Source organism: Gottfriedia acidiceleris (assembly GCF_004138285.1).
GTDB classification, from domain to species: Bacteria; Bacillota; Bacilli; order Bacillales; family Bacillaceae_G; genus Gottfriedia; species Gottfriedia acidiceleris_A.
On the sequence record NZ_SCFN01000007.1, the window covers coordinates 189,919 to 208,314 of the forward strand.

At 30.5% G+C, this 18,396-nt stretch carries 22 protein-coding genes; 6 read left to right on the forward strand and 16 right to left on the reverse strand.

What is annotated here, in order from left to right:
• The first annotated feature begins 138 nt into the window (after window positions 1–138).
• Window positions 139–300: a hypothetical protein gene (locus EP747_RS24240; protein WP_165347033.1), complete on the forward strand. Its 162-nt coding sequence runs from the start codon at window positions 139–141 to the stop codon at window positions 298–300.
• Window positions 301–377: 77 nt separating this feature from the next.
• Here the strand turns inward: EP747_RS24240 and EP747_RS12840 are convergent, their stop codons facing one another.
• The 4 genes from EP747_RS12840 to EP747_RS12855 all read right to left on the reverse strand — a co-directional run bounded on the left by EP747_RS12840 (window position 378) and on the right by EP747_RS12855 (window position 2,659).
• Entirely contained in the window at window positions 378–893 is a 516-nt protein-coding gene (locus EP747_RS12840; RefSeq protein ID WP_129690516.1) for a PCYCGC motif-containing (lipo)protein, read from the reverse strand.
• Between the two features lie 75 nt (window positions 894–968).
• Window positions 969–1,349 (reverse strand): hypothetical protein, encoded by a 381-nt coding sequence (locus tag EP747_RS12845; RefSeq protein ID WP_129690518.1) that lies wholly within the window; start codon window positions 1,347–1,349, stop codon window positions 969–971.
• Window positions 1,350–1,380: 31 nt separating this feature from the next.
• Window positions 1,381–1,893, reverse strand: a complete 513-nt coding sequence (locus EP747_RS12850; RefSeq protein WP_129690520.1) for a GNAT family N-acetyltransferase — start codon at window positions 1,891–1,893, stop codon at window positions 1,381–1,383.
• A gap of 58 nt (window positions 1,894–1,951) precedes the next feature.
• The gene (locus tag EP747_RS12855; protein WP_129690684.1) at window positions 1,952–2,659 is read right to left on the reverse strand and encodes a DNA alkylation repair protein; all 708 of its coding nucleotides are present in this window, start codon (window positions 2,657–2,659) and stop codon (window positions 1,952–1,954) included.
• 88 nt (window positions 2,660–2,747) lie between these two features.
• Between EP747_RS12855 and EP747_RS12860 the strand changes: the two genes are divergently transcribed.
• Complete coding sequence (locus EP747_RS12860) at window positions 2,748–3,533, forward strand: carbonic anhydrase (RefSeq protein WP_165347035.1); 786 nt, start codon at window positions 2,748–2,750, stop codon at window positions 3,531–3,533.
• A 775-nt stretch (window positions 3,534–4,308) separates the two neighbouring features.
• On the opposite strand, the gene EP747_RS12865 is transcribed toward EP747_RS12860, so the two are convergent.
• Window positions 4,309–4,872 (reverse strand): beta-class carbonic anhydrase, encoded by a 564-nt coding sequence (locus tag EP747_RS12865; RefSeq protein ID WP_129690524.1) that lies wholly within the window; start codon window positions 4,870–4,872, stop codon window positions 4,309–4,311.
• Between the two features lie 285 nt (window positions 4,873–5,157).
• On the opposite strand from EP747_RS12865, the gene EP747_RS12870 reads away from it, so the two are divergent.
• Complete coding sequence (locus EP747_RS12870) at window positions 5,158–5,982, forward strand: aldo/keto reductase (RefSeq protein WP_129690526.1); 825 nt, start codon at window positions 5,158–5,160, stop codon at window positions 5,980–5,982.
• A 147-nt stretch (window positions 5,983–6,129) separates the two neighbouring features.
• Here the strand turns inward: EP747_RS12870 and EP747_RS12875 are convergent, their stop codons facing one another.
• Window positions 6,130–6,771: an alanyl-tRNA editing protein gene (locus tag EP747_RS12875; protein ID WP_129690528.1), complete on the reverse strand. Its 642-nt coding sequence runs from the start codon at window positions 6,769–6,771 to the stop codon at window positions 6,130–6,132.
• A 145-nt stretch (window positions 6,772–6,916) separates the two neighbouring features.
• On the opposite strand from EP747_RS12875, the gene EP747_RS12880 reads away from it, so the two are divergent.
• A complete protein-coding gene (locus EP747_RS12880) occupies window positions 6,917–7,453 on the forward strand; it encodes a DUF4269 domain-containing protein (RefSeq protein ID WP_129690530.1) in 537 nt (178 codons plus the stop codon).
• Window positions 7,454–7,530: 77 nt separating this feature from the next.
• Here EP747_RS12880 and EP747_RS12885 read toward each other — a convergent pair whose 3' ends face one another.
• The 7 genes from EP747_RS12885 to EP747_RS12915 all read right to left on the reverse strand — a co-directional run bounded on the left by EP747_RS12885 (window position 7,531) and on the right by EP747_RS12915 (window position 13,923).
• Entirely contained in the window at window positions 7,531–7,992 is a 462-nt protein-coding gene (locus tag EP747_RS12885) for a hypothetical protein (RefSeq protein WP_129690532.1), read from the reverse strand.
• A 242-nt stretch (window positions 7,993–8,234) separates the two neighbouring features.
• Entirely contained in the window at window positions 8,235–9,623 is a 1,389-nt protein-coding gene (locus EP747_RS12890; protein WP_129690534.1) for a HAMP domain-containing sensor histidine kinase, read from the reverse strand.
• A gap of 14 nt (window positions 9,624–9,637) precedes the next feature.
• Entirely contained in the window at window positions 9,638–10,306 is a 669-nt protein-coding gene (locus EP747_RS12895; protein WP_056471929.1) for a response regulator transcription factor, read from the reverse strand.
• A gap of 889 nt (window positions 10,307–11,195) precedes the next feature.
• Complete coding sequence (locus EP747_RS12900; protein ID WP_129690536.1) at window positions 11,196–11,777, reverse strand: Gmad2 immunoglobulin-like domain-containing protein; 582 nt, start codon at window positions 11,775–11,777, stop codon at window positions 11,196–11,198.
• A 136-nt stretch (window positions 11,778–11,913) separates the two neighbouring features.
• Window positions 11,914–12,825, reverse strand: a complete 912-nt coding sequence (locus EP747_RS12905; protein ID WP_129690538.1) for an AEC family transporter — start codon at window positions 12,823–12,825, stop codon at window positions 11,914–11,916.
• 42 nt (window positions 12,826–12,867) lie between these two features.
• Window positions 12,868–13,212 carry an SHOCT domain-containing protein gene (locus EP747_RS12910; protein WP_129690540.1) on the reverse strand — a complete coding sequence of 115 codons (345 nt, stop codon included), beginning with the start codon at window positions 13,210–13,212 and terminating at the stop codon, window positions 12,868–12,870.
• Between the two features lie 258 nt (window positions 13,213–13,470).
• Window positions 13,471–13,923, reverse strand: a complete 453-nt coding sequence (locus EP747_RS12915; RefSeq protein WP_129690541.1) for a VOC family protein — start codon at window positions 13,921–13,923, stop codon at window positions 13,471–13,473.
• 162 nt (window positions 13,924–14,085) lie between these two features.
• On the opposite strand from EP747_RS12915, the gene EP747_RS12920 reads away from it, so the two are divergent.
• Window positions 14,086–14,628: a GNAT family N-acetyltransferase gene (locus EP747_RS12920; RefSeq protein WP_129690542.1), complete on the forward strand. Its 543-nt coding sequence runs from the start codon at window positions 14,086–14,088 to the stop codon at window positions 14,626–14,628.
• 203 nt (window positions 14,629–14,831) lie between these two features.
• On the opposite strand, the gene EP747_RS12925 is transcribed toward EP747_RS12920, so the two are convergent.
• Both EP747_RS12925 and EP747_RS12930 read right to left on the reverse strand, forming a co-directional pair.
• Window positions 14,832–15,599 carry an SDR family oxidoreductase gene (locus tag EP747_RS12925; RefSeq protein ID WP_129690544.1) on the reverse strand — a complete coding sequence of 256 codons (768 nt, stop codon included), beginning with the start codon at window positions 15,597–15,599 and terminating at the stop codon, window positions 14,832–14,834.
• A 32-nt stretch (window positions 15,600–15,631) separates the two neighbouring features.
• Window positions 15,632–17,170 carry an FAD-dependent oxidoreductase gene (locus EP747_RS12930; protein ID WP_129690546.1) on the reverse strand — a complete coding sequence of 513 codons (1,539 nt, stop codon included), beginning with the start codon at window positions 17,168–17,170 and terminating at the stop codon, window positions 15,632–15,634.
• Window positions 17,171–17,342: 172 nt separating this feature from the next.
• On the opposite strand from EP747_RS12930, the gene hpt reads away from it, so the two are divergent.
• Window positions 17,343–17,870 (forward strand): hypoxanthine phosphoribosyltransferase, encoded by a 528-nt coding sequence (gene hpt, locus EP747_RS12935; protein ID WP_069033270.1) that lies wholly within the window; start codon window positions 17,343–17,345, stop codon window positions 17,868–17,870.
• Window positions 17,871–17,918: 48 nt separating this feature from the next.
• Here hpt and EP747_RS12940 read toward each other — a convergent pair whose 3' ends face one another.
• Window positions 17,919–18,335, reverse strand: a complete 417-nt coding sequence (locus EP747_RS12940) for an NUDIX hydrolase (protein ID WP_129690548.1) — start codon at window positions 18,333–18,335, stop codon at window positions 17,919–17,921.
• Window positions 18,336–18,396: the final 61 nt, after the last annotated feature.

Consider the following 18,396-nt stretch of genomic DNA (forward strand, 5'->3'; position numbering starts at 1 on the left):
ACAATCATTCATATGTTTTCTATACTTATATTATATGAGTGATTGTTCATATGTGTCAAAATATTATTTGTAAAATTTAAAGGAATATTACATATGATAAAGAAATGATTAGTAATGCATACAAAAGGAGAAAATTTAATGACTCTAATCGGATATCTTTTTTGGGGAATTTGCTTAGTAGCCGTAATATTTACCTTCTTAATCGAAAAAAAATTAGGAACAACTCCTCCTTATAAAACAGAGCATCAAGCATTATTTGAAGAAATTACAAAGATTGATCGAGCTTTAGTGCAGGAATAAACATTAGAAATAAAAAAGTCAGACAGTTACAAGAATTCCTTAGTAACTGTCTGACTTTTATTTCCTATACCACATATTTAACCCTGTTCAGAGGGAATTGGTGTATTTGTAGGCTTGGCATAACCATCTTTGTATTTATTATCAATGTATTTTCGAATTTCTAGAGGCGTTTTTCCCTCTTGCTGTAATTTCGCTGATTCAACTGCAATCTCCATACAGTTCACGCATGAAGTTGCATGGCTATCCCACACGATTGAACCATCTTCTTTTACTTCATGAATAAAGCAATCTAAATTACTTTTATGACCTACACTTTCACCGCAACCACAATAACATGGAATATTTTTAAGTAAGTTAGCATGTTGTGCGGCCACCATATAAATTTGTTGAATCTGTTGTTCTTTATCGCCTAAAAACTTAGGCAAAGTTTCTTTATTGATTGTTTGCTCTCTTATATCACTTGTTTGAATATGTTCAGCATGATTTTCGTGGTTCTTTGTTGTCTTCGTTTCAGCTTGTTGATTACTGCATCCTGTTAACAAAATGGAAATCGTTAAAGCTGAAAGTACATTATGAATTATTTTTCGTTTCATCCTTTTCCTCCAATAAAAGTACGTTAATCATATTTTAATAATTATTGGAGTGGAAAACAAATGCTTTAGCATCAACTATGAATAAATAACTGAATTGATCAATATTTGCAATAAACTTGTAAATAAAAAGAAAAATCTTATCAAAAAACCAGTCCATGCAAAACGTCTATATTTTTCCCATCGTTCCTGATTATCATTACGTTTACAGATCCACATTAAAATCCAAAATCCAAGTGGTAAAATTGGTATTTCAATTCGGTATTGATCAAAATTCAAATTAATACTAAAGACAAATAAACCGATAAGCATTGCAATAATAGCCTTCCATACTTCTGGCTTGAAATCATTTGTTCGATAGATCCAAAATAGTAAAAAGCCAAGAGTAATATAATTTACTAGCGTAATAATGATGGTAGAAACTAAGTGATATTCATCAAAATGGATATTAACGTCCATTAGATTCTCCTTTTAGTTAATTTGATGATTTCTAATAATTATGACGGTCTTTACGATAATATTTAGTTAATTCACCATTTTCATCATCATTTGCTTCTAAAATTAAATTAAATCCTTTTTTCTCAAGGATTTTTACTGAATAAATATTTTTTGCTTCAACAGTAGCTACTATAAAATTTAACTTTCTAATTCCAAAACAATAATCTTCTATTAAACTAGCAATTTCAGAGCCGTAACCATTTCCCCATTCTTCTTCAGCTAATCGATAGCCTATTTCAAACTCATCTGCTTCATTTTTTATGACCGCGCATGTTCCAACCAATTGACTAGTCTCATTTTTACAAAATGCCATCACTTCAAAATCAGTATTTTTCTCCATATACATTTGAAGAATCTTAATTAATTCATTTTTAGTTTCTTCTATTGTTTTGGGACGATTCGTTATGTATCTCATTACATTCGAATTAGATTGTAGTTTGTGTAAATGATCTAGGTCATCCATTTTAAGCTTTCTTAAATATAGTCTATTTGATTTTATAATCATGGTTATCTCCTGTTACTTTCAAATAAAAAAGTCACCAAAAAATAGGTGACCTATCAAATTAACAAATACATGTTTTTTTCTTAATTCCAAGCTTTCCTTTCGCTTCAACCTTTTCAATATAATCAGTCGCTAGAGGTACCTTACAAGCCGTATCTCCTACGTCCACATGGACTTTTCCAATCTTTTGACCAACCATCATTGCTTCAACTGTAAGACTTGGTACAAAACTTCCAACTGCAATTACAAACCCATTCATCGTATAACGAACTCTATTTTTTGAAGTATGTATATTATTTTCAATATAATTAAGTAATTTACGAACTTCTTCTTTATCAATCTCTTCATCTGGTGCAATTGATAAATAATGACTATAAGTACTCCATCCACAATTTTCAATTAATTCATTATCTGACTTCAACCATTCTCTAGCTAATTCGATTGCATACTGGCTTTCTGCTGCAACAGCACCTACAATACTTTCAGCAATCATATACCAATGAGCTTCTTTCGCCCAATTTTGAAGCTGTTCTTTTGTCATTAATTTTGGATTAATTGATAAACCCGCTAAATACATCGCATCTGAATTTCCTGTATGGAAAAGTGATAATGCTAATTCCTGATCCTTTTTAACGTATTTAACAAGCTTTTTCATATCGCCAATTTTAACTCCAAAGAATGGTTCCTTGGCACCATGTCGCAAAAAAGTTTTTTTCGTTTGCTCAGTGCCCATTTCCTCTAATGATTTCATAACTTCTTCTAATGTCATCATCTTCTCCCCCTTAATAAATGTTTGTTCCGTAACATCGTTGTCTAAAATGTATCCTATCATACATATCAAGGAAGGAAAGTATACAATGAACTATTTTTTTCTATTCATCATACTATTCAGTTTTACACTCTCAGCCTGTTCAAATAGTAAGATCGTGCATGAGATTCATCTAAATAAATCAGCAGTTGCAACTGCAAGAAATGAAGACTGGTCTTACACAGGAAAAACCGGACCTAATTATTGGAGTTCAATCAATAAAGAATATGCACTATGTTCCAATGGTAAACAACAATCTCCAGTTAATATAGATCAAACTATTAAAAAATCACTACCTTTAGGAATAAACTATCATAATGATCTTTTTAAAATAGAAAGGTCGCAGTACACCGTAGAATTCGTTCCGGTTCATCACTCCAACTCAATTAATTTAAATGGAACAAACTATACATTACAACAATTTCATTTCCATACTCCAAGTGAGCATACAATAAATGGGAAACAAAGTGATTTAGAAATTCATTTTATAAATGAAAATAAAAATAAATCTATTATTACCATCGGGGTACTTGTTGATCGTGGTAGATTGAATAAAGAATTCCAAAAAATAATTAATACAAATTCATTGGAAGAAGACCAGGAGGGAAAAGTTGTAAAAATAAATTTACAATCGTTTATTCCGTATACAAGTAAAAAAGTTTCGTACAATGGCTCTTTTTCAACTCCTCCTTGTACTGAAGGAATTAAATGGATAGTCTTTAACAAACCTATACAATTTTCCGAAGAACAAATCCATTCTTATCAAAATTATTTCGATCCAAATAGCCGTCCCGTTCAGCCATTAAATGGTAGAGATTTATTTGAATCTTGGTAAACATAACCGGTTCATAATATCTATAATTGCTGGATGTTGAAAATAATTATTTATAACATCCTGTAGTGGAATTCAACATGACAATTCTTATTTAGTTACCATCTTCTTTTTCAACAACAAAAAAAAGTTATCCTACTTAAAGGATAACTTTTTTCAGAGTGTTGAAATATATTGTAGTCAATATTGAAAAATACAATATTAAATGAATTTATATGAAAAAATAGTCTATTTATTATTGTTTAATCTGTGATCTTGGTTGATAGATAAATGTTTTAACTAACTTGCAAAAATTAAAATATCTTCTTTTTTTGACAATCAATATTTTGTAAAGATGTGTAAGCCGTCATCATAAGTTATAGTTTGAATAAAAAAGGGTAATTAATTCTTCGATTGACTAGTCTTGATTAATTTATTATTTTTGGATGATTTTTTTAATGTTCGATATTAAATAACCTACAGACTGTTTAATAAAGATCAAGATACTTTACTCTAAGTAAAGGCTATTTGATTAGGTAATTATTATATACTTTTTTTGATGAATAAGTTGATTGGAACGGAAGGATGCTCGACTCCTATGGGAGTAGCGGGAAGGCTGAGACCCCGCAGGCGGCGCCGAGGAGGCTCAGGTCTCGCCCCATGGAAAGCGAGCATACTGTAGTGGAAATCAACCACATCCTTCTCCTTTACGAAAATTTGGTAATTAATTGACAAGATTGTTTTTCAACAGCATGAAAAAAGTTATCCTACTTAAAGGATAACTTTTTTGTTTAAATCGTTATTCAGCAGTTTTTTCATCTCGATGAACTACTTCTAATTTTCCTGTATGTGGGTCAATTACTAAACCATGAATTTCAACCTCTTTTGGAACAAGTGGATGGTTTTTAATAATTGAAACACTGTGGTTAACACTGTCGTATACATTCGTAAAACCAGTTAACCATTTATCTAAATCTAGACCTGAAAAACCTAAAATCTCCAAGTTTTCTTCTTTAATTCCTCGTTCAACCATTTTTTCTTTCATTCGTGCTGGATTCGTATTACCCATTCCACACTCATGATGACCGATTACTAATACTTCTTTCGCACCTAGCTCATAGATTGAAACTAGAATACTTCTCATAACTGAACCAAACGGATGCGCAATAACTGCACCAGCTGTTTTAATCATTTTCACGTCACCGTTTCTAATATCAAGAGCCTTTGGTAAAAGCTCAACTAAACGTGTATCCATACATGTAACAACTACAACCTCTTTATTCGGAAACTTTGAAGCTATGTATTGCTCATATTCCTTATTCTCAACAAACTTCTTATTAAAATCTAAAATCTGATCTAACATAAAAAAATTCCCTCCAAACAAATATTAAGAGCTTTTTTCTATACCTATATTGAAGGAAAAGCTCAAAATATACAACCAATTTGCATTCATTTATAGTATTATTCTAAAATTATGTTTTCATTTATCCCGATAAATTTATTTTTTTCAGTGATTCATGATCATTATTGATATTTAATCAATAGAGTAGAGGTATTTTTAAATTACCATTAATTTCTATCAAAATTTTTTTATTTTTAAAGTTTATAATGTACACTAGATTTAGTCTTTAATAAGGAGGGAATTAAAATGAAGTTTGAACATTCTATTGCATTACATAATGGAGTTAAAATGCCTCAATTAGGTTTAGGTGTGTGGCGTGTGTCACCAGAAGATGGTGTAGATGCAGTCCGAACAGCTATCGAAGTAGGTTATCGTCATATTGATACTGCAGCTGTCTATCAAAACGAAGAGCAAGTAGGTGAAGCAATTCGCCAATCTGGCGTTTCCCGTGATGAACTTTTTATTACAACAAAAGTTTGGAATGCTGATCAAGGTTATGATACAACTTTAAAAGCTCATGAAGAAAGTCTTAAAAAATTAGGCTTGGACTACGTTGATCTTTATTTAATTCACTGGCCAGTAAAAGAAAAATATTTAGATACATATAAAGCATTAGAAAGACTTTACGATGAAAAGCTTGTGCCAGCAATTGGTGTTTCAAATTTTCATGTCCATCACTTGGATGATATTGCAGCTCATCGCAATATTAAACCAATGGTCGATCAAGTCGAATTGCACCCAATGTTCCAACAAAACGAATTACATGAATATTGTCTTAAAAACGGTATTGCATTAGAAGCATGGAGCCCATTAATGCAAGGTGGCGAAGCTTTAACAAATCCTGTTATAAAAGAGATTGCGGATCAATATGGTAAAACAACTGCCCAAGTCATCATCCGTTGGCACTTACAACGCAATGTAATTGTTATTCCTAAATCAATAACACCTTCACGAATTCAAGAAAACTTTGAAGTATTCAACTTCGAGCTTTCATCAAATGATATGGAACTAATTGCTACACTTGATGCAAATAAACGTGTAGGTCCAGACCCTGATAATTTTGATTTCTAAGAGGCAGGTTTGGGCGTAGAGGAAATTTATAATAAAGAATTAGAAACGGCTACCAGTCTTTTGAAAGGTAGCCATTTTTTCTTATCCCTGAGATTCTTATGGCACGAACTTAAAATTCATTTTTACTGAATTAATTAATTTATATAATCAAATTAAATAAATTTCGATCCGTTCTTTCCCTCCCCCTATATTGTTTCGTTTTAGCTTTATTTCTTTAATTTCTCCTGTTCTCTTAATATGTGTCCCACCGCACGAAACTTTACCAAAGCCTTTGATTTCCCAATATCTTCTTTGATTTTTTAGGTCATCAAACTCACTATTTATTTCCAAATTTGCTTTAATGAGCTCCTTAGCTTTCTTCTCTAAAAGTGGGAATGTTTCCGAGATTTTTCCATCCCAATAAAAATCAATTCTAGCTTTATCACAAGTAATATTTGCACCAATTTTTTCAGGCTCATTATAGTTTTGATACATTAGCTCCAAGATGATTTCCGCGGCAAAATGTAACTTCATAATTCGATATCGTTTCTCCCAGTCGATCTCTATCACTACCTCCTGTCCTTTTTGAAGATCATGATTTTCTGGTAAGGTGTATCTAATTTCTGATCCTTCCTTCTTAGCTTCAATCACCTCATAATCTCCAATTCTCCCAGAATCTGATTGTTGCCCACCCGAAAAAGCATAAATAATAGTTTGGTTTAAAGTAACCTCCCTACCATCTACTTCCGTAACAATTGCAGAGGCTTTTGTAAGATAAGGATCTTCCCAAAAAAGTTTTTTTACTCCCATCGTTTTACTCCTTATTAATTTTTGATTTTGAATTCTATTCACTATTGTTTACCTTTATTAAGATGATTTCCATTTTTATTTTTGTAAACTACGTATTATACTAAATAAGCTCTAACTTAATTTATTTAATATGAAAGGAGTCTAAATGTTTCTTTCAATTGATTATTTAAAAAATGGTAGTCTTAAACAACAGCATGCATATGTAACTTTATCCCGATTAAATATTCTGAATGAACTTAAGGATTTTAATCCTATACTGTGTGGAACGATTCCAATTGGGATTGACATAGAAGGTTCTGATTTAGATATTATTACAGAGGTACATGACTTCAACTCATTTGAAAAACTATTAAAAAATAGTTATGAAAAGCAAAAACAATTCCGAATTTCACAATCACTTGTAAGAGGCGTCCCAACTATTACTGCAAATTTTAATTATGAGGGATTTGAAATTGAAATTTTTGGACAACCAGTCCCATCTAATAAACAAAATGCTTATCTTCATTTAATAATTGAGCAGTTTATTTTGAAACAAAATCCAACTATCAAAGATAAGATTATTAAACTAAAAAAAGAAGGCTATAAAACAGAACCAGCGTTTTGTAAAATTTTAGGTTTAGAAGGTGAACCATATGATGAATTAATTAAATATGGAATTAGACTAGGAGCAGTATTAGTGTAAGTATATGATGTAATAATTGAGTAAAGAAAAAGGAACAATTTCTATAAATTGTCCCTCTTCTAATTAATCCCTATAACTTACTTTGTTACAATTTCACTACTTTTGACTAATTCAATACGTATTTTTTTAAGCCCATCTTTTTCATCTACATATGTACTTAACTTCCAATTTGCTGCAAGAGTATGTTTAATTAGATTGATTGCTTCTTCAGATAAATAAATTCCTTTAATTGCAGTTCCCATATCTTCATAATCTTTTTCAACTTCAATGCCAAATTTATATCTTAATAAAGTCATTAATGAGCCTTTTGTTAGAAATTTGATTTGATAGCCCTCATTAACAATTTTATTAAAATTCTCTTCATTGTTTTTGTACAGATTTATTAATGTTTCCCAGTCAGGAAAACCATTACCATATTGGTTTAAAAACTCGATATTCTCTTCCTTCACAGCGTTTATTAACTGAATGTTTTCTACACCAGCACTACGTAGACTTTCAATCATAATTGCATTATTTATAGCAATACTAACAAAGCTCATCTTTGTTCTCCCTCCGAATTACAAGAATTTTCTTTTTATTCAACTTTATCATAAAATAAGGCAGTAAACTATTAAATTGGCGAGATTTACACCTAAAACAGGTTAGTATACGAATAAATTTAGTCTAAATTATTGATGATTAAATAGCTTCAAAAATATTATTAAATACTAAAAAACCACAAGATCTGTTACATATCTTGTGGTTTTACTTCTTTTTGGAGATTTTAGATACTCCATCTTATCTAAATTGTGTTTAAAGTGATGAGGGCAGTTGTTCCTTCGCCATTTTCACTAGTAATTTGTAGATTTCCACCGTAATTTTCAATTAGGTCTTTTGCTATTGATAAGCCTAAACCATTACCACCGTTAGCTCGACTTCTTGCTTTATCAGCTCGATAAAATCGGTCAAATATATGATTGATATCTTCTTCTTTAATACCGATACCGTTGTCTTTCACTTTGATTTCGATCTTGTTTGCAACTTGAGCTGTAGTAATGTCAATTATGGTATGTTCTTTACTGTATTTAACAGCATTATCAAACAAAATAATTAATATTTGCATTAAATGTTCTCTTGCAATATTTGCTTTATCAATAATTTGATTAGGAGTATGGAAGTGAATTTCCAAATCTTCATGTAACAACTGATAATTGTTCATGATTTCATTTAAAACTTCATTAATATTTGTTGGAGCATACTGTTCAATTTTTTCACTATTTTTCTCTAGCTTCGTCAACTGAAGAAGCTCATTCGTTAAAATAATCATTCTGTTTGTTTCATTAATACAGGTATTTATTGAGTTTTCTAAAACAGTTTCGTCTTTTTTCCCCCAGCGATTAACTAGTGATAAGTGACCATGAATGATTGCTAAAGGTGTTCTTAATTCATGAGAAGCATCTTCAACAAATCGCTTTTGTCTTGTAATTGATGCCTCTAACTCATCCATCATTTTGTTAAAAAGTAGACCGAGTTCAGATAACTCATCTTTTGTTTCCCCTACAAAAACCCGCTCTTTTAATTGATTATTTTTTATTTTAATCATTGTTTGATTTAAATTTTTAATAGGATTTAATATTTTTTTAGATAAGAAATAACCGCTTAAAATACTTAAAATTAATGAAATGGTTGTTCCTAGAATGAGAATCATGAAAGATTCTTTAATTAATTTCGAAAAGATTTCTACATTCATTGCAACTTCTAATACGCCGTCAAAATTCTTATAATGTAATGCCTTACTCTTAATTATAATTTCTTGATTGTGTAATCTATATTTTTGAATTTCCCCGAAGGCATTTTTATTAATATGAATTTTAGGCATTTTTCTAGAAACTGTAAAAATTACTTTTCCATCTTTATCTAATAATCGAATCATTTCATTATTTTGTATAATTTTTTCAAAATACACTTTATTTTCTACTAAAGAGCTAGCATTCGGTTTCTTCGTTTTATATTCTTCATCTAAATAAGCTGACGTTTCATTTAATCTTTTTTCAATTCGATGTTGCTGCTGATTCATTACAGACATTTGAATTAAAGCAGATTGAATAAGATTACATAATGTAAATATGAAAAACATAAGCACAGCGATTGTAATTGTTATTTTCCATCTAATCGAAAGCTTATTTAACAAGGTAAGATTCACCTCTACATCCTCATTACATACCCAGTACCCCTTACAGTGTGAATATAGGTATTGTTTTTATCATCTAGTTTTGTTCTTAAGTAGCTAATATAAACATCCACTACGTTTGTTTCAATTGTAGAGCCATAGCCCCATACAGTTTCTAATAAAATTTCTCTAGTTAATACACGATTTACATTGCTCATTAATAAATACAATAAATCGAATTCTTTTTTAGTTAAATCTATAATCGCTTCATCTTTTTTAACAACACGAGCTGCAGAATCTAATGACAAATCTTTAAACTTTAAGCAGTGTAAATTTGTTGAACGATCGATTCGTCTAAAGATTGCTCGCATATGAGCTAAAAGTTCTTCAATAACAAATGGTTTTGAAATATAATCATCTGCACCACTATCTAAACCAGAAATTCGATCAAAAACACTGTCTCTTGCTGTAATCATAATAATTGGAGTGTCTTTATGCGCTCTAATTCTTCTACAAACTTCAATTCCACTTAAATTAGGTAGCATTAAATCAAGCAAGATTAAGTCAAATTCTTGGTCGATCGCTAGGTTTAAACCGTCTCTACCATCATTTGAAATATGAACTTCATTTCCTTCATACTCTAATTCTAATCGTATAAAATTTGCTAATTCTTTCTCATCTTCTATAATTAATATTTTTTTCATTTATTTTATCCCTCATTTTTTTTATAATAACATCTATAAAATTATTATTTGTATTGTATAAGGATATCTGTTTAAGATGAAAATGGCTTTACGAATATTTTAAAATTCAATTAGAGTTTTATTAGAAATTTTTAATATTTAAACTTAATAATCTTGATATTACTACCTATTGTGTACATTTTCTAATAATTACACTTAAAAACGATTAAAATTTATTTAAGAATATATTTAAAGCTTTTCAAAAGATAAGGTAAAAGCTATTTTATTTCCGCTTAATTTATGTAATTTTTAAAGTTAATTTCTTAAGATTTTCAAAAAAAAATGGCTTTAGCATTTGCTAAAGTCATTTTCATGCTGAAAAAAGAATTTGAAAAATGAATCGACCAATTTATCATTGTAAAAGAAGTTGTGTGAGGTTGATTTCCACTACAGGATGCTCGCTTTCCATGGGGCGAGACCTGAGCCTCCTCGGCGCGCCTGCGGGGTCTCAGCCTTCCCGCATTTCCCATAGGAGTCGAGCATCCTTTCGTTCCAATCAACATATTCATCAAAAAAAGTTTATATTTAAAACATATAGAATAAGTATTCAAGTTATAAAGAAAGATATTAAAAGAGTCAAAAAAGAAGAGATTACCCTAAAAATCAAAAAACAAAAATATATCTTCTCAATTTGTGCTCACAGAATGTCCAAACAATTTTAATAAAATATTTTACGGTAATATTATTATCTAAAATCAATTCTAAATCAACATAGTTCATAAATTTATCAATAAATTTCACTTATTGTTCAATTATACGTTATATTTCCTAAAGTCATTTTTTACTAAGTGTGTAATTTTTTAATGAATTAGTTAACATAGGAGACTATTGATTTCCTGCTTTTCCTAACTTATTTATAATTAGGAAACTGAATTGGAATATTTAGTATATGTTCTGGTTGGCCATCTTTTGCACTTGCTACATATAGTGTAAGTACCCCATTTGGACTAGTTGGCTGATTATAATTAATTACTAATTTAAAGTTCCCCCATTCTGGAGCACCCATATCAGTCATTGTGTGACCTTCCGCTAATACATTATGACCATCTTCTATTCGATAAAGAAATGTTGCTTCAAAAACACTAGCTTTCCCTTCAACAATTAACACATTTTTACCTGTTGAGTCATTTACGACTGAAGTGACTTTAAATGCATCGTTTTCAACTGGTGTAAATACTTTAACTGGTGGCTTAGTTTTATCTTTTTTTGGCGGATTATTATTTCCCTTATCTGGTGTATTTCCTTTATCTGTATTTTTGTCTTTATCTGGTGTATTACCCTTATCAGTATTTTTGTCCGTATCCGGTGTATTGCCCTTATCAACTTGTGATGACTGATCATCTTTTTTGCCATTACCGTAGTCACTTGACTGACAGCTTGTTAAACAGAATATGCTTAAAATTATAAGTCCAATAAATAAAAATCTTTTCATTCTATTAATCACCCCTAAATTAATTTATTGCTGCAGATCAAATATTGTTCTGAATCAAAATATTTATTTTTAATAAAAGATGAAATGCTTTTTGACCGAGGTGGACTTCTAGGAATAGGAATGAATTTTTAAAACATTAAAAAAACGTACTAGCAAGTTGTATTACAATCGGTAAAGTTAGACTACTTAATATAGTTGAGGTAATAACAGTTTGTGCTGCAAAACTTGCATGCGGACCTTTGAATGATAGTAATGCACTGTTTCTTGAACTTGGAAAGGCACTACCTATAAAGAGGGCTTTTGCAACCACGCCTTCAAAACCGAAAATTTTTATAAGAGCAAATGCAATAATCGGACCACCAATTAATCTTAAGAAGTTACTAATCGCTAAATTGTTCCAGCTAATTTCTTTCCCCGATTCAGCTAATTGAGCTCCAAGTGTAATTAACGCAAATGGGGCGAATGATTCAGTAATAGGATTTAAAATGGTGACCAATTCATGATTTAATTTCACATGAGATATTTGAAGGATAAAGCCAAGTGCTACACTATATATGATTGGTAGCTTAAGCATTTTCAAAATTGCTTCTTTCATTTGGACTGAAGCCTCTGCATTATATACCCCAACAGTAAACGTCATTATATTTTGAAACAAAACGATTAAAACTCCAATACTCAATGCAAAAGGATCATTTTTAAAAACTAACGCATTTACTGGTAATCCAAGATTTCCTGAATTATTTAATGCGATGCTATTAGCAAATGTACCTTGCATAGATTTTTCAATTCCTCTCCATCTACATATTAATGTTGAAATTAGAGACATGAAGACAAATTGAATAACCAAGTAAAATAAAACACCACCTGCAACTTTACCAGATAACGGACTATCAAATATTTTCATAAATACTGCTACTGGAAGAAATAAATAAACTAAGAGGGTTGTTAAAGTACGTAAGTGAAGTTTAAAAAGACGATTAAATAAATAGCCTAATATAACATAAAAAAATAGAGGTAGCATAACTTCTAGTAGTAATTTTATTACCATTTCTTTTCCTTCTTTCAGATGATAAAACGCTTTTTATTTTTTCTACATTTCTCGATTAAAAATTTTTTCCTTTTGTTTCTGAAATTCACTTTCTGTGATTACCCCGTCATTTTTTAATTTATTTAATTTACGAAGTTTCACTTCAAAGTCCTCTTTCTCTCTTGTAATATACTCTTCAACATTTACTTCATAATTTGATATACCACGATCACTAAAAACGTTATATCCATTGATAATCGTAATCATTAGTGCAATTCCGGTCCAAAGCAATCCGACCAAACCAGCTTTTGGTATTATAATTGTAAAACCGAGGACAATAAAAATAATGCCAATCATTAAGCCTAAAAATGACTGCCCTTTACTTGGTTTAACTCGAATCTTTCTCAAATTTCCACCTCTTTTCATTTTAAAATTAATTTCTGAATGAAATAGAAGTTTTGTCGGTTAAATTTGATAATATATTATTTTGCTTTCGAAATACTATATTCGACAAATTATGTTTAAATACCTATTGCAAAAATAAAAAACCACCTAATTAGGTGATTTTTTAAATTTTTTATTACCTTATTTACACTATTTTATATTCAATGACAGTTTTGAGATAATATGATTTCACACCATTTTTTAAAACTAAAATCAAAAGAATTATTTTGAATATTTTTCTTTCCATTCACTTAAATAAAGAACTTCATTTGTTTTTACAGATTCTCCATCAAGAAGTGAAATAAATTCTAAACTATTTCCATCAGGATCTCGGAAATAAACACTTGCTGCTGGCATCCAAGTATGTACAACTGGTTCAATTGGATTTAATCCAAAAAAGTTTTCAGTCGGTTGAATCCCTCTCTCTTTTAGCCATTCAATACTATTCTCTAGTTCATGTAGACTTACCCCAAAAGCGAAGTGACCTGTGTGAAAGTCCTTGCCTTTCTCTACTTCCCATATACCGAGCATTTGTTTGTTCTCACCAATAAAAAAGAAAGCTACTCTTCTTTCTTCAATTTTATGAGCAAGCTTAATACCTAGTTTTTCGTAAAACATAATGGATTCCTCTAAATTCCTCACTTCTAAATGAGTTTCATATATACTTTTAATCATCGCTTTTTCCCCTCTCATTAAATAAATTTGATTTTATAAATATTTATATTTTAGCATTAAGCTCTTTATTTTTAAAAAATTCCAAATTTAATACTCCTCGAGAATATCCCAAGATGATATGATTTCATTAACTTTATATTCCAAATGTAAGGAGGTTTGTACTTGATTTTCCAAAAAAATAAGCTTACTATTCGTCAATTAAAAGAAAGTGATGTTCCCCTTCTTGCAAAATGGCTTTCGAATCCTAAAGTTCTTCAATATTATGAAGGTCGTGATAATCCGTTCAACGCTGAAAAAGTTAAAAGTATTTTTTTTACTAAAGATCCCTCTATTCAAATGTGTATTGTAGTTTATGAAAATATTGAGATTGGCTATATACAATTTTATAAATTAGACGATGAATCAAAAATTGAATATGGATATGAAAATACAAGTGAAGTTATTTACGGAATGGATCAATTTATTGGCGAAATTGATTTTTGGAATCGTGGGATTGGAAGTTTACTTGTCTCATCAATGTTGAATTTCTTAGTTAATAATCAAAACGCAAAAAAAGTAGTAGTAGATCCACAAACATGGAATGTACGCGCGATTAAATGCTACGAAAAAAGTGGATTTAAAAAAATTCGATTACTTCCGAAACATAAGTTACATGAAGGCCAATATAGAGATTGTTATGTGATGGAATATGAACAAATTAAATAAAAGACTGCCTAATTATCATTAGACAGCCTTAATTTTATTTATTTAAAAGATGCATCCCCTTCGTCTGCCATTACTACACTACCGTTAATAGATTTAAAAAATAATATGTTGCTTCACGCTCAAATATAACGTTTACCAAGGACTACTCGGTATTTTTACAAAAAAAAGGATGTCGCAACATTCCTATTGAGACATCCTCTATATTATCTTATAAAGCCACCTTCAGAATGGATTATTTGACCTGTTATCCAATCAGCATCTTCACTTACAAGGAATTTAATTAGCTTAGCGACATCACTTGGCTCTCCTATTCTTCCGAAAGGAAAAAGAGGCGTTAATTCTTTTTTGATTTCATCTGTCATCCATCCAGTATTTGTTGGACCTGGGTTAACAGCATTAACTGTTATACCTAATTTAGCAACTTCAGCTGATAATGTTATTGTTAATGCATCTATTGCTCCTTTTGTTGTAGCATAAGCAAGTTCCCCTGGCATTGCTCCTTTAAATTGTCCAGATGTCAGATTTATAATTCTTCCACCACTTTTAAACTTAATTTTTTGTGTGAATAGTGTACTTAGAATGGTTGCCGCTCGAATATTCACTTTATAATGCTTATCTAGTTCTTGAAAAGTTAAATTCGAATAATCATTATTTGTTGAATAAGCTGCATTGTTAATTAGTACTCTTGGAAAACCGAGTTCTTTTATCACATACTCAAATAATAGGTTAGGTGAATCTTCTTTTGTTAAATCAAGCTCTAGACTAAATACTCGTACACCTTTTGCAAGTAAGTCATTTTTCAATTTAAGTGGCTCATTTAACTCAATTCCCCAAGGCATTTCAGTATCGTATTTAGTCCAATACGTAAAAAAGATATCAAACCCATTATCAGCTAATAAATGACAGATTGACGCTCCGATTCCATTTAACCGACTTGCACCTGTAATAATTGCTATTTTATTTTCCCGCATAGTTTCTCCTCATTAATTTTTCTATTTTTATGTTATTGAACAAAAACTTGTTTTAAAGGTTGATCGGCTGGGCCTTCTAATACGTCACCATAAATTGAAAATCTTGAGCCATGGCAAGGACAATCCCATGATTTTTCACCATTATTCCATTCGACCTCACAACCTAAATGAGTACAAGTTGTGTCTACACAATGAACTTTACCATTTACATCTTTATATGCTCCAACTCTTTTCCCATCTAGTGTTACTACTGAGCCCTCATCATTGTATAACTCTTCTATTTTTCTAGAAACAGGTTCTAATTTTCCTTCAATTAAATGTTTAGCTACATCTAGGTTTTGCATTAAGAAATGCTTGATACTAGGGTCTGCTTGAAATCTCGAAGGAGAGAACACATCAGCATCAACTGCTTCTTTTTCTAAAATTAAATTACTAATTAACTGGGCAGAGACTGTTCCACTTGTCATACCCCATTTACGGAAACCTGTGGCAACGTAAATGTTTTGATGTTTTGATGATAGTCTCCCAATATAAGGCATTTTATCTAAAGTGATTAAATCTTGGGTAGACCATCTGAATTTTACATCTTCAATTCCAAAGGTTTCTTCACCAAAGAGCTTTAAATTTTCATAAAAACTCATTGTACGAGTTTCTACACCAGTTTTATGACTTTCTCCACCTATTAGTACTAATTCTTCATTATTATATTTAAATGATCTTAGAGACCTTTTTGGATTTTCCGCACTTATGTACATGCCACCTGGATATGCTGTTTTTACTTTTGCAGCTAGGGCATATGAACGATCAGCATGTAATTTCGTAAAAAACATTTGATTACCATCGTAAAAAGGAAAATGTGATGCACTAACAACATGCTTACATTTAATTTTTCTTCCACTTTGAGTAACTACGACTGGACAGTTACCTGTTTCAACGTCAATGACTACAGTTTCTTCATAAACCTTTAATCCGTTTTCAATTGAAGCTTTTAATAAATGAATCAAGTATTTTAGTGGATGAAACTGAGCTTGATCCCTCATTGTAATCGAATATTTTGTATCAAAAGGTAATAATGTTTTTACTGCTCCAAATGAGTCAATTCCTAACTTTTCATATGCTTTCAATTCATTTTCTAGATTTCTTACATAATCATCTGAAGTCGTATAAATCGTTGCATCTTGGATTTCATAATTACAATCTATTTGGTTATCATTCGAATACTTTCTAATAAAATCCATTGCATTTTTAGTAGAATGATAAAAGATTTTTGTCTTTTCTAATCCAAAGTGTTGAATTAACTCATCATATATTAAATCATGCTGAGCCGTTACTTTTGCTGTCGTATGGCCGGTTGTTCCATTAATAATTTTATTCGCTTCAAGTAGAGCAACCTTCATTCCCGCTTGTGTTAAAAAATATGCAGTTGAAATTCCCGTTATTCCGGCACCAACGATTACGGTATCAAACTCTTCATCATCGTTATACGGTTCAAAAGTAGGAATATTTAACCCACTTCTCCATATTGGCTTTGAATGCTTCGGCAAGCCATTATAATCAATCTTTTCATTCATCTTTGAATACCTCCATTTTTGTTATGTGGTTATTATTACCAAATTGGTGGATGTTCATTAAACTAACTTTAAATACTACAAATTAGTAAATATTGTTAAAATGGAGATAATGATGAATGCTCATCTAACAAAGTAAAATAGTAGTTAATAATTAGTAAAGAGGGTAATTTACATGGCTTATAGAATTAAAGATACTTTAATTTCTGAAACTGATTTAAAAAATAGAGTAAAAGCACTTGCTGAACAAATTGAACATGACTTTAATAACGAACCCCTAATCCTTGTAGTTGTTTTAAAAGGATCATTTGTATTTGCAGCTGATTTAGTTCGTGAAATGAAAAGTAATATTAATGTAGACTTTATTTCTGTTTCCAGTTATAGTAACCAAACTGAATCAACTGGAAAAGTCAGACTGCTAAAAGATTTAGATGAGAATATCACAGATAAAAACGTCGTGGTAATAGAAGATATCATTGATAGTGGTCTAACATTGCACTTTTTACGTGACCATCTTCAAATGCATAAGCCAAAATCGATTAAGATTTGTACTTTATTAGATAAACCTGAAAGAAGAAAAATTGATCTACCAGTTGATTATGTAGGTTTTGTCATTCCAGATGAGTTTATCGTTGGTTATGGAATTGATTATGCACAGCAGTATCGAAATCTACCGTATATCGCAACTGTAGAAGAATATTAATTTAAACAAAAACATGCCGTTTGATTTTTTATCAAACGGCTTTTTAATTTATTCCTTGTTAACTTTTTTATTGATCAAATCGATTAATAAGTTTCGATCCTCCGGAAAACTAAGCTCTAATTCAAGAATTTCATCTACTGATTTCCAAGCAATTTCATATATTAATTGATCAGGGTCTTGGATTTTAGCATAACCACCAATAATTCTAACCTCAAAAAAATATATTTCTACTTGAAAACCATATGAGATACCTTCTTTTATATACAATTGCTTAATTACTTCAACATCATATCCTGTTTCTTCGAGTACCTCTCTTTTACAACACTCATCAATCGATTCATTTTTTTCTAAACCGCCTGATGGAACAGCCCAAAGCTTTTGTTCATCAGCCTTCCCTTGAAGAACCATCAAAATCTGCCCTTTACGATTGATACAAATACCAGCTGCCCCAATCCATTTCTCCATGAAAAGCACCTCTTTTAGTTACTTTATATAACTTATCTATTCGTTCATTTAATGTTTTATC

Bases quoted from the DNA above. Each gene is read 5' to 3' on its own strand.
- EP747_RS24240 (WP_165347033.1), top strand. From the start codon at position 139: ATGACTCTAATCGGATATCTTTTTTGGGGAATTTGCTTAGTAGCCGTA.
- EP747_RS12840 (WP_129690516.1), bottom strand. From the start codon at position 893: ATGAAACGAAAAATAATTCATAATGTACTTTCAGCTTTAACGATTTCC.
- EP747_RS12845 (WP_129690518.1), bottom strand. From the start codon at position 1,349: ATGGACGTTAATATCCATTTTGATGAATATCACTTAGTTTCTACCATC.
- EP747_RS12850 (WP_129690520.1), bottom strand. From the start codon at position 1,893: ATGATTATAAAATCAAATAGACTATATTTAAGAAAGCTTAAAATGGAT.
- EP747_RS12855 (WP_129690684.1), bottom strand. From the start codon at position 2,659: ATGACATTAGAAGAAGTTATGAAATCATTAGAGGAAATGGGCACTGAG.
- EP747_RS12860 (WP_165347035.1), top strand. From the start codon at position 2,748: ATGAACTATTTTTTTCTATTCATCATACTATTCAGTTTTACACTCTCA.
- EP747_RS12865 (WP_129690524.1), bottom strand. From the start codon at position 4,872: ATGTTAGATCAGATTTTAGATTTTAATAAGAAGTTTGTTGAGAATAAG.
- EP747_RS12870 (WP_129690526.1), top strand. From the start codon at position 5,158: ATGAAGTTTGAACATTCTATTGCATTACATAATGGAGTTAAAATGCCT.
- EP747_RS12875 (WP_129690528.1), bottom strand. From the start codon at position 6,771: ATGGGAGTAAAAAAACTTTTTTGGGAAGATCCTTATCTTACAAAAGCC.
- EP747_RS12880 (WP_129690530.1), top strand. From the start codon at position 6,917: ATGTTTCTTTCAATTGATTATTTAAAAAATGGTAGTCTTAAACAACAG.
- EP747_RS12885 (WP_129690532.1), bottom strand. From the start codon at position 7,992: ATGAGCTTTGTTAGTATTGCTATAAATAATGCAATTATGATTGAAAGT.
- EP747_RS12895 (WP_056471929.1), bottom strand. From the start codon at position 10,306: ATGAAAAAAATATTAATTATAGAAGATGAGAAAGAATTAGCAAATTTT.
- EP747_RS12900 (WP_129690536.1), bottom strand. From the start codon at position 11,777: ATGAAAAGATTTTTATTTATTGGACTTATAATTTTAAGCATATTCTGT.
- EP747_RS12905 (WP_129690538.1), bottom strand. From the start codon at position 12,825: ATGGTAATAAAATTACTACTAGAAGTTATGCTACCTCTATTTTTTTAT.
- EP747_RS12915 (WP_129690541.1), bottom strand. From the start codon at position 13,923: ATGATTAAAAGTATATATGAAACTCATTTAGAAGTGAGGAATTTAGAG.
- EP747_RS12925 (WP_129690544.1), bottom strand. From the start codon at position 15,599: ATGCGGGAAAATAAAATAGCAATTATTACAGGTGCAAGTCGGTTAAAT.
- EP747_RS12930 (WP_129690546.1), bottom strand. From the start codon at position 17,170: ATGAATGAAAAGATTGATTATAATGGCTTGCCGAAGCATTCAAAGCCA.
- hpt (WP_069033270.1), top strand. From the start codon at position 17,343: ATGGCTTATAGAATTAAAGATACTTTAATTTCTGAAACTGATTTAAAA.
- EP747_RS12940 (WP_129690548.1), bottom strand. From the start codon at position 18,335: ATGGAGAAATGGATTGGGGCAGCTGGTATTTGTATCAATCGTAAAGGG.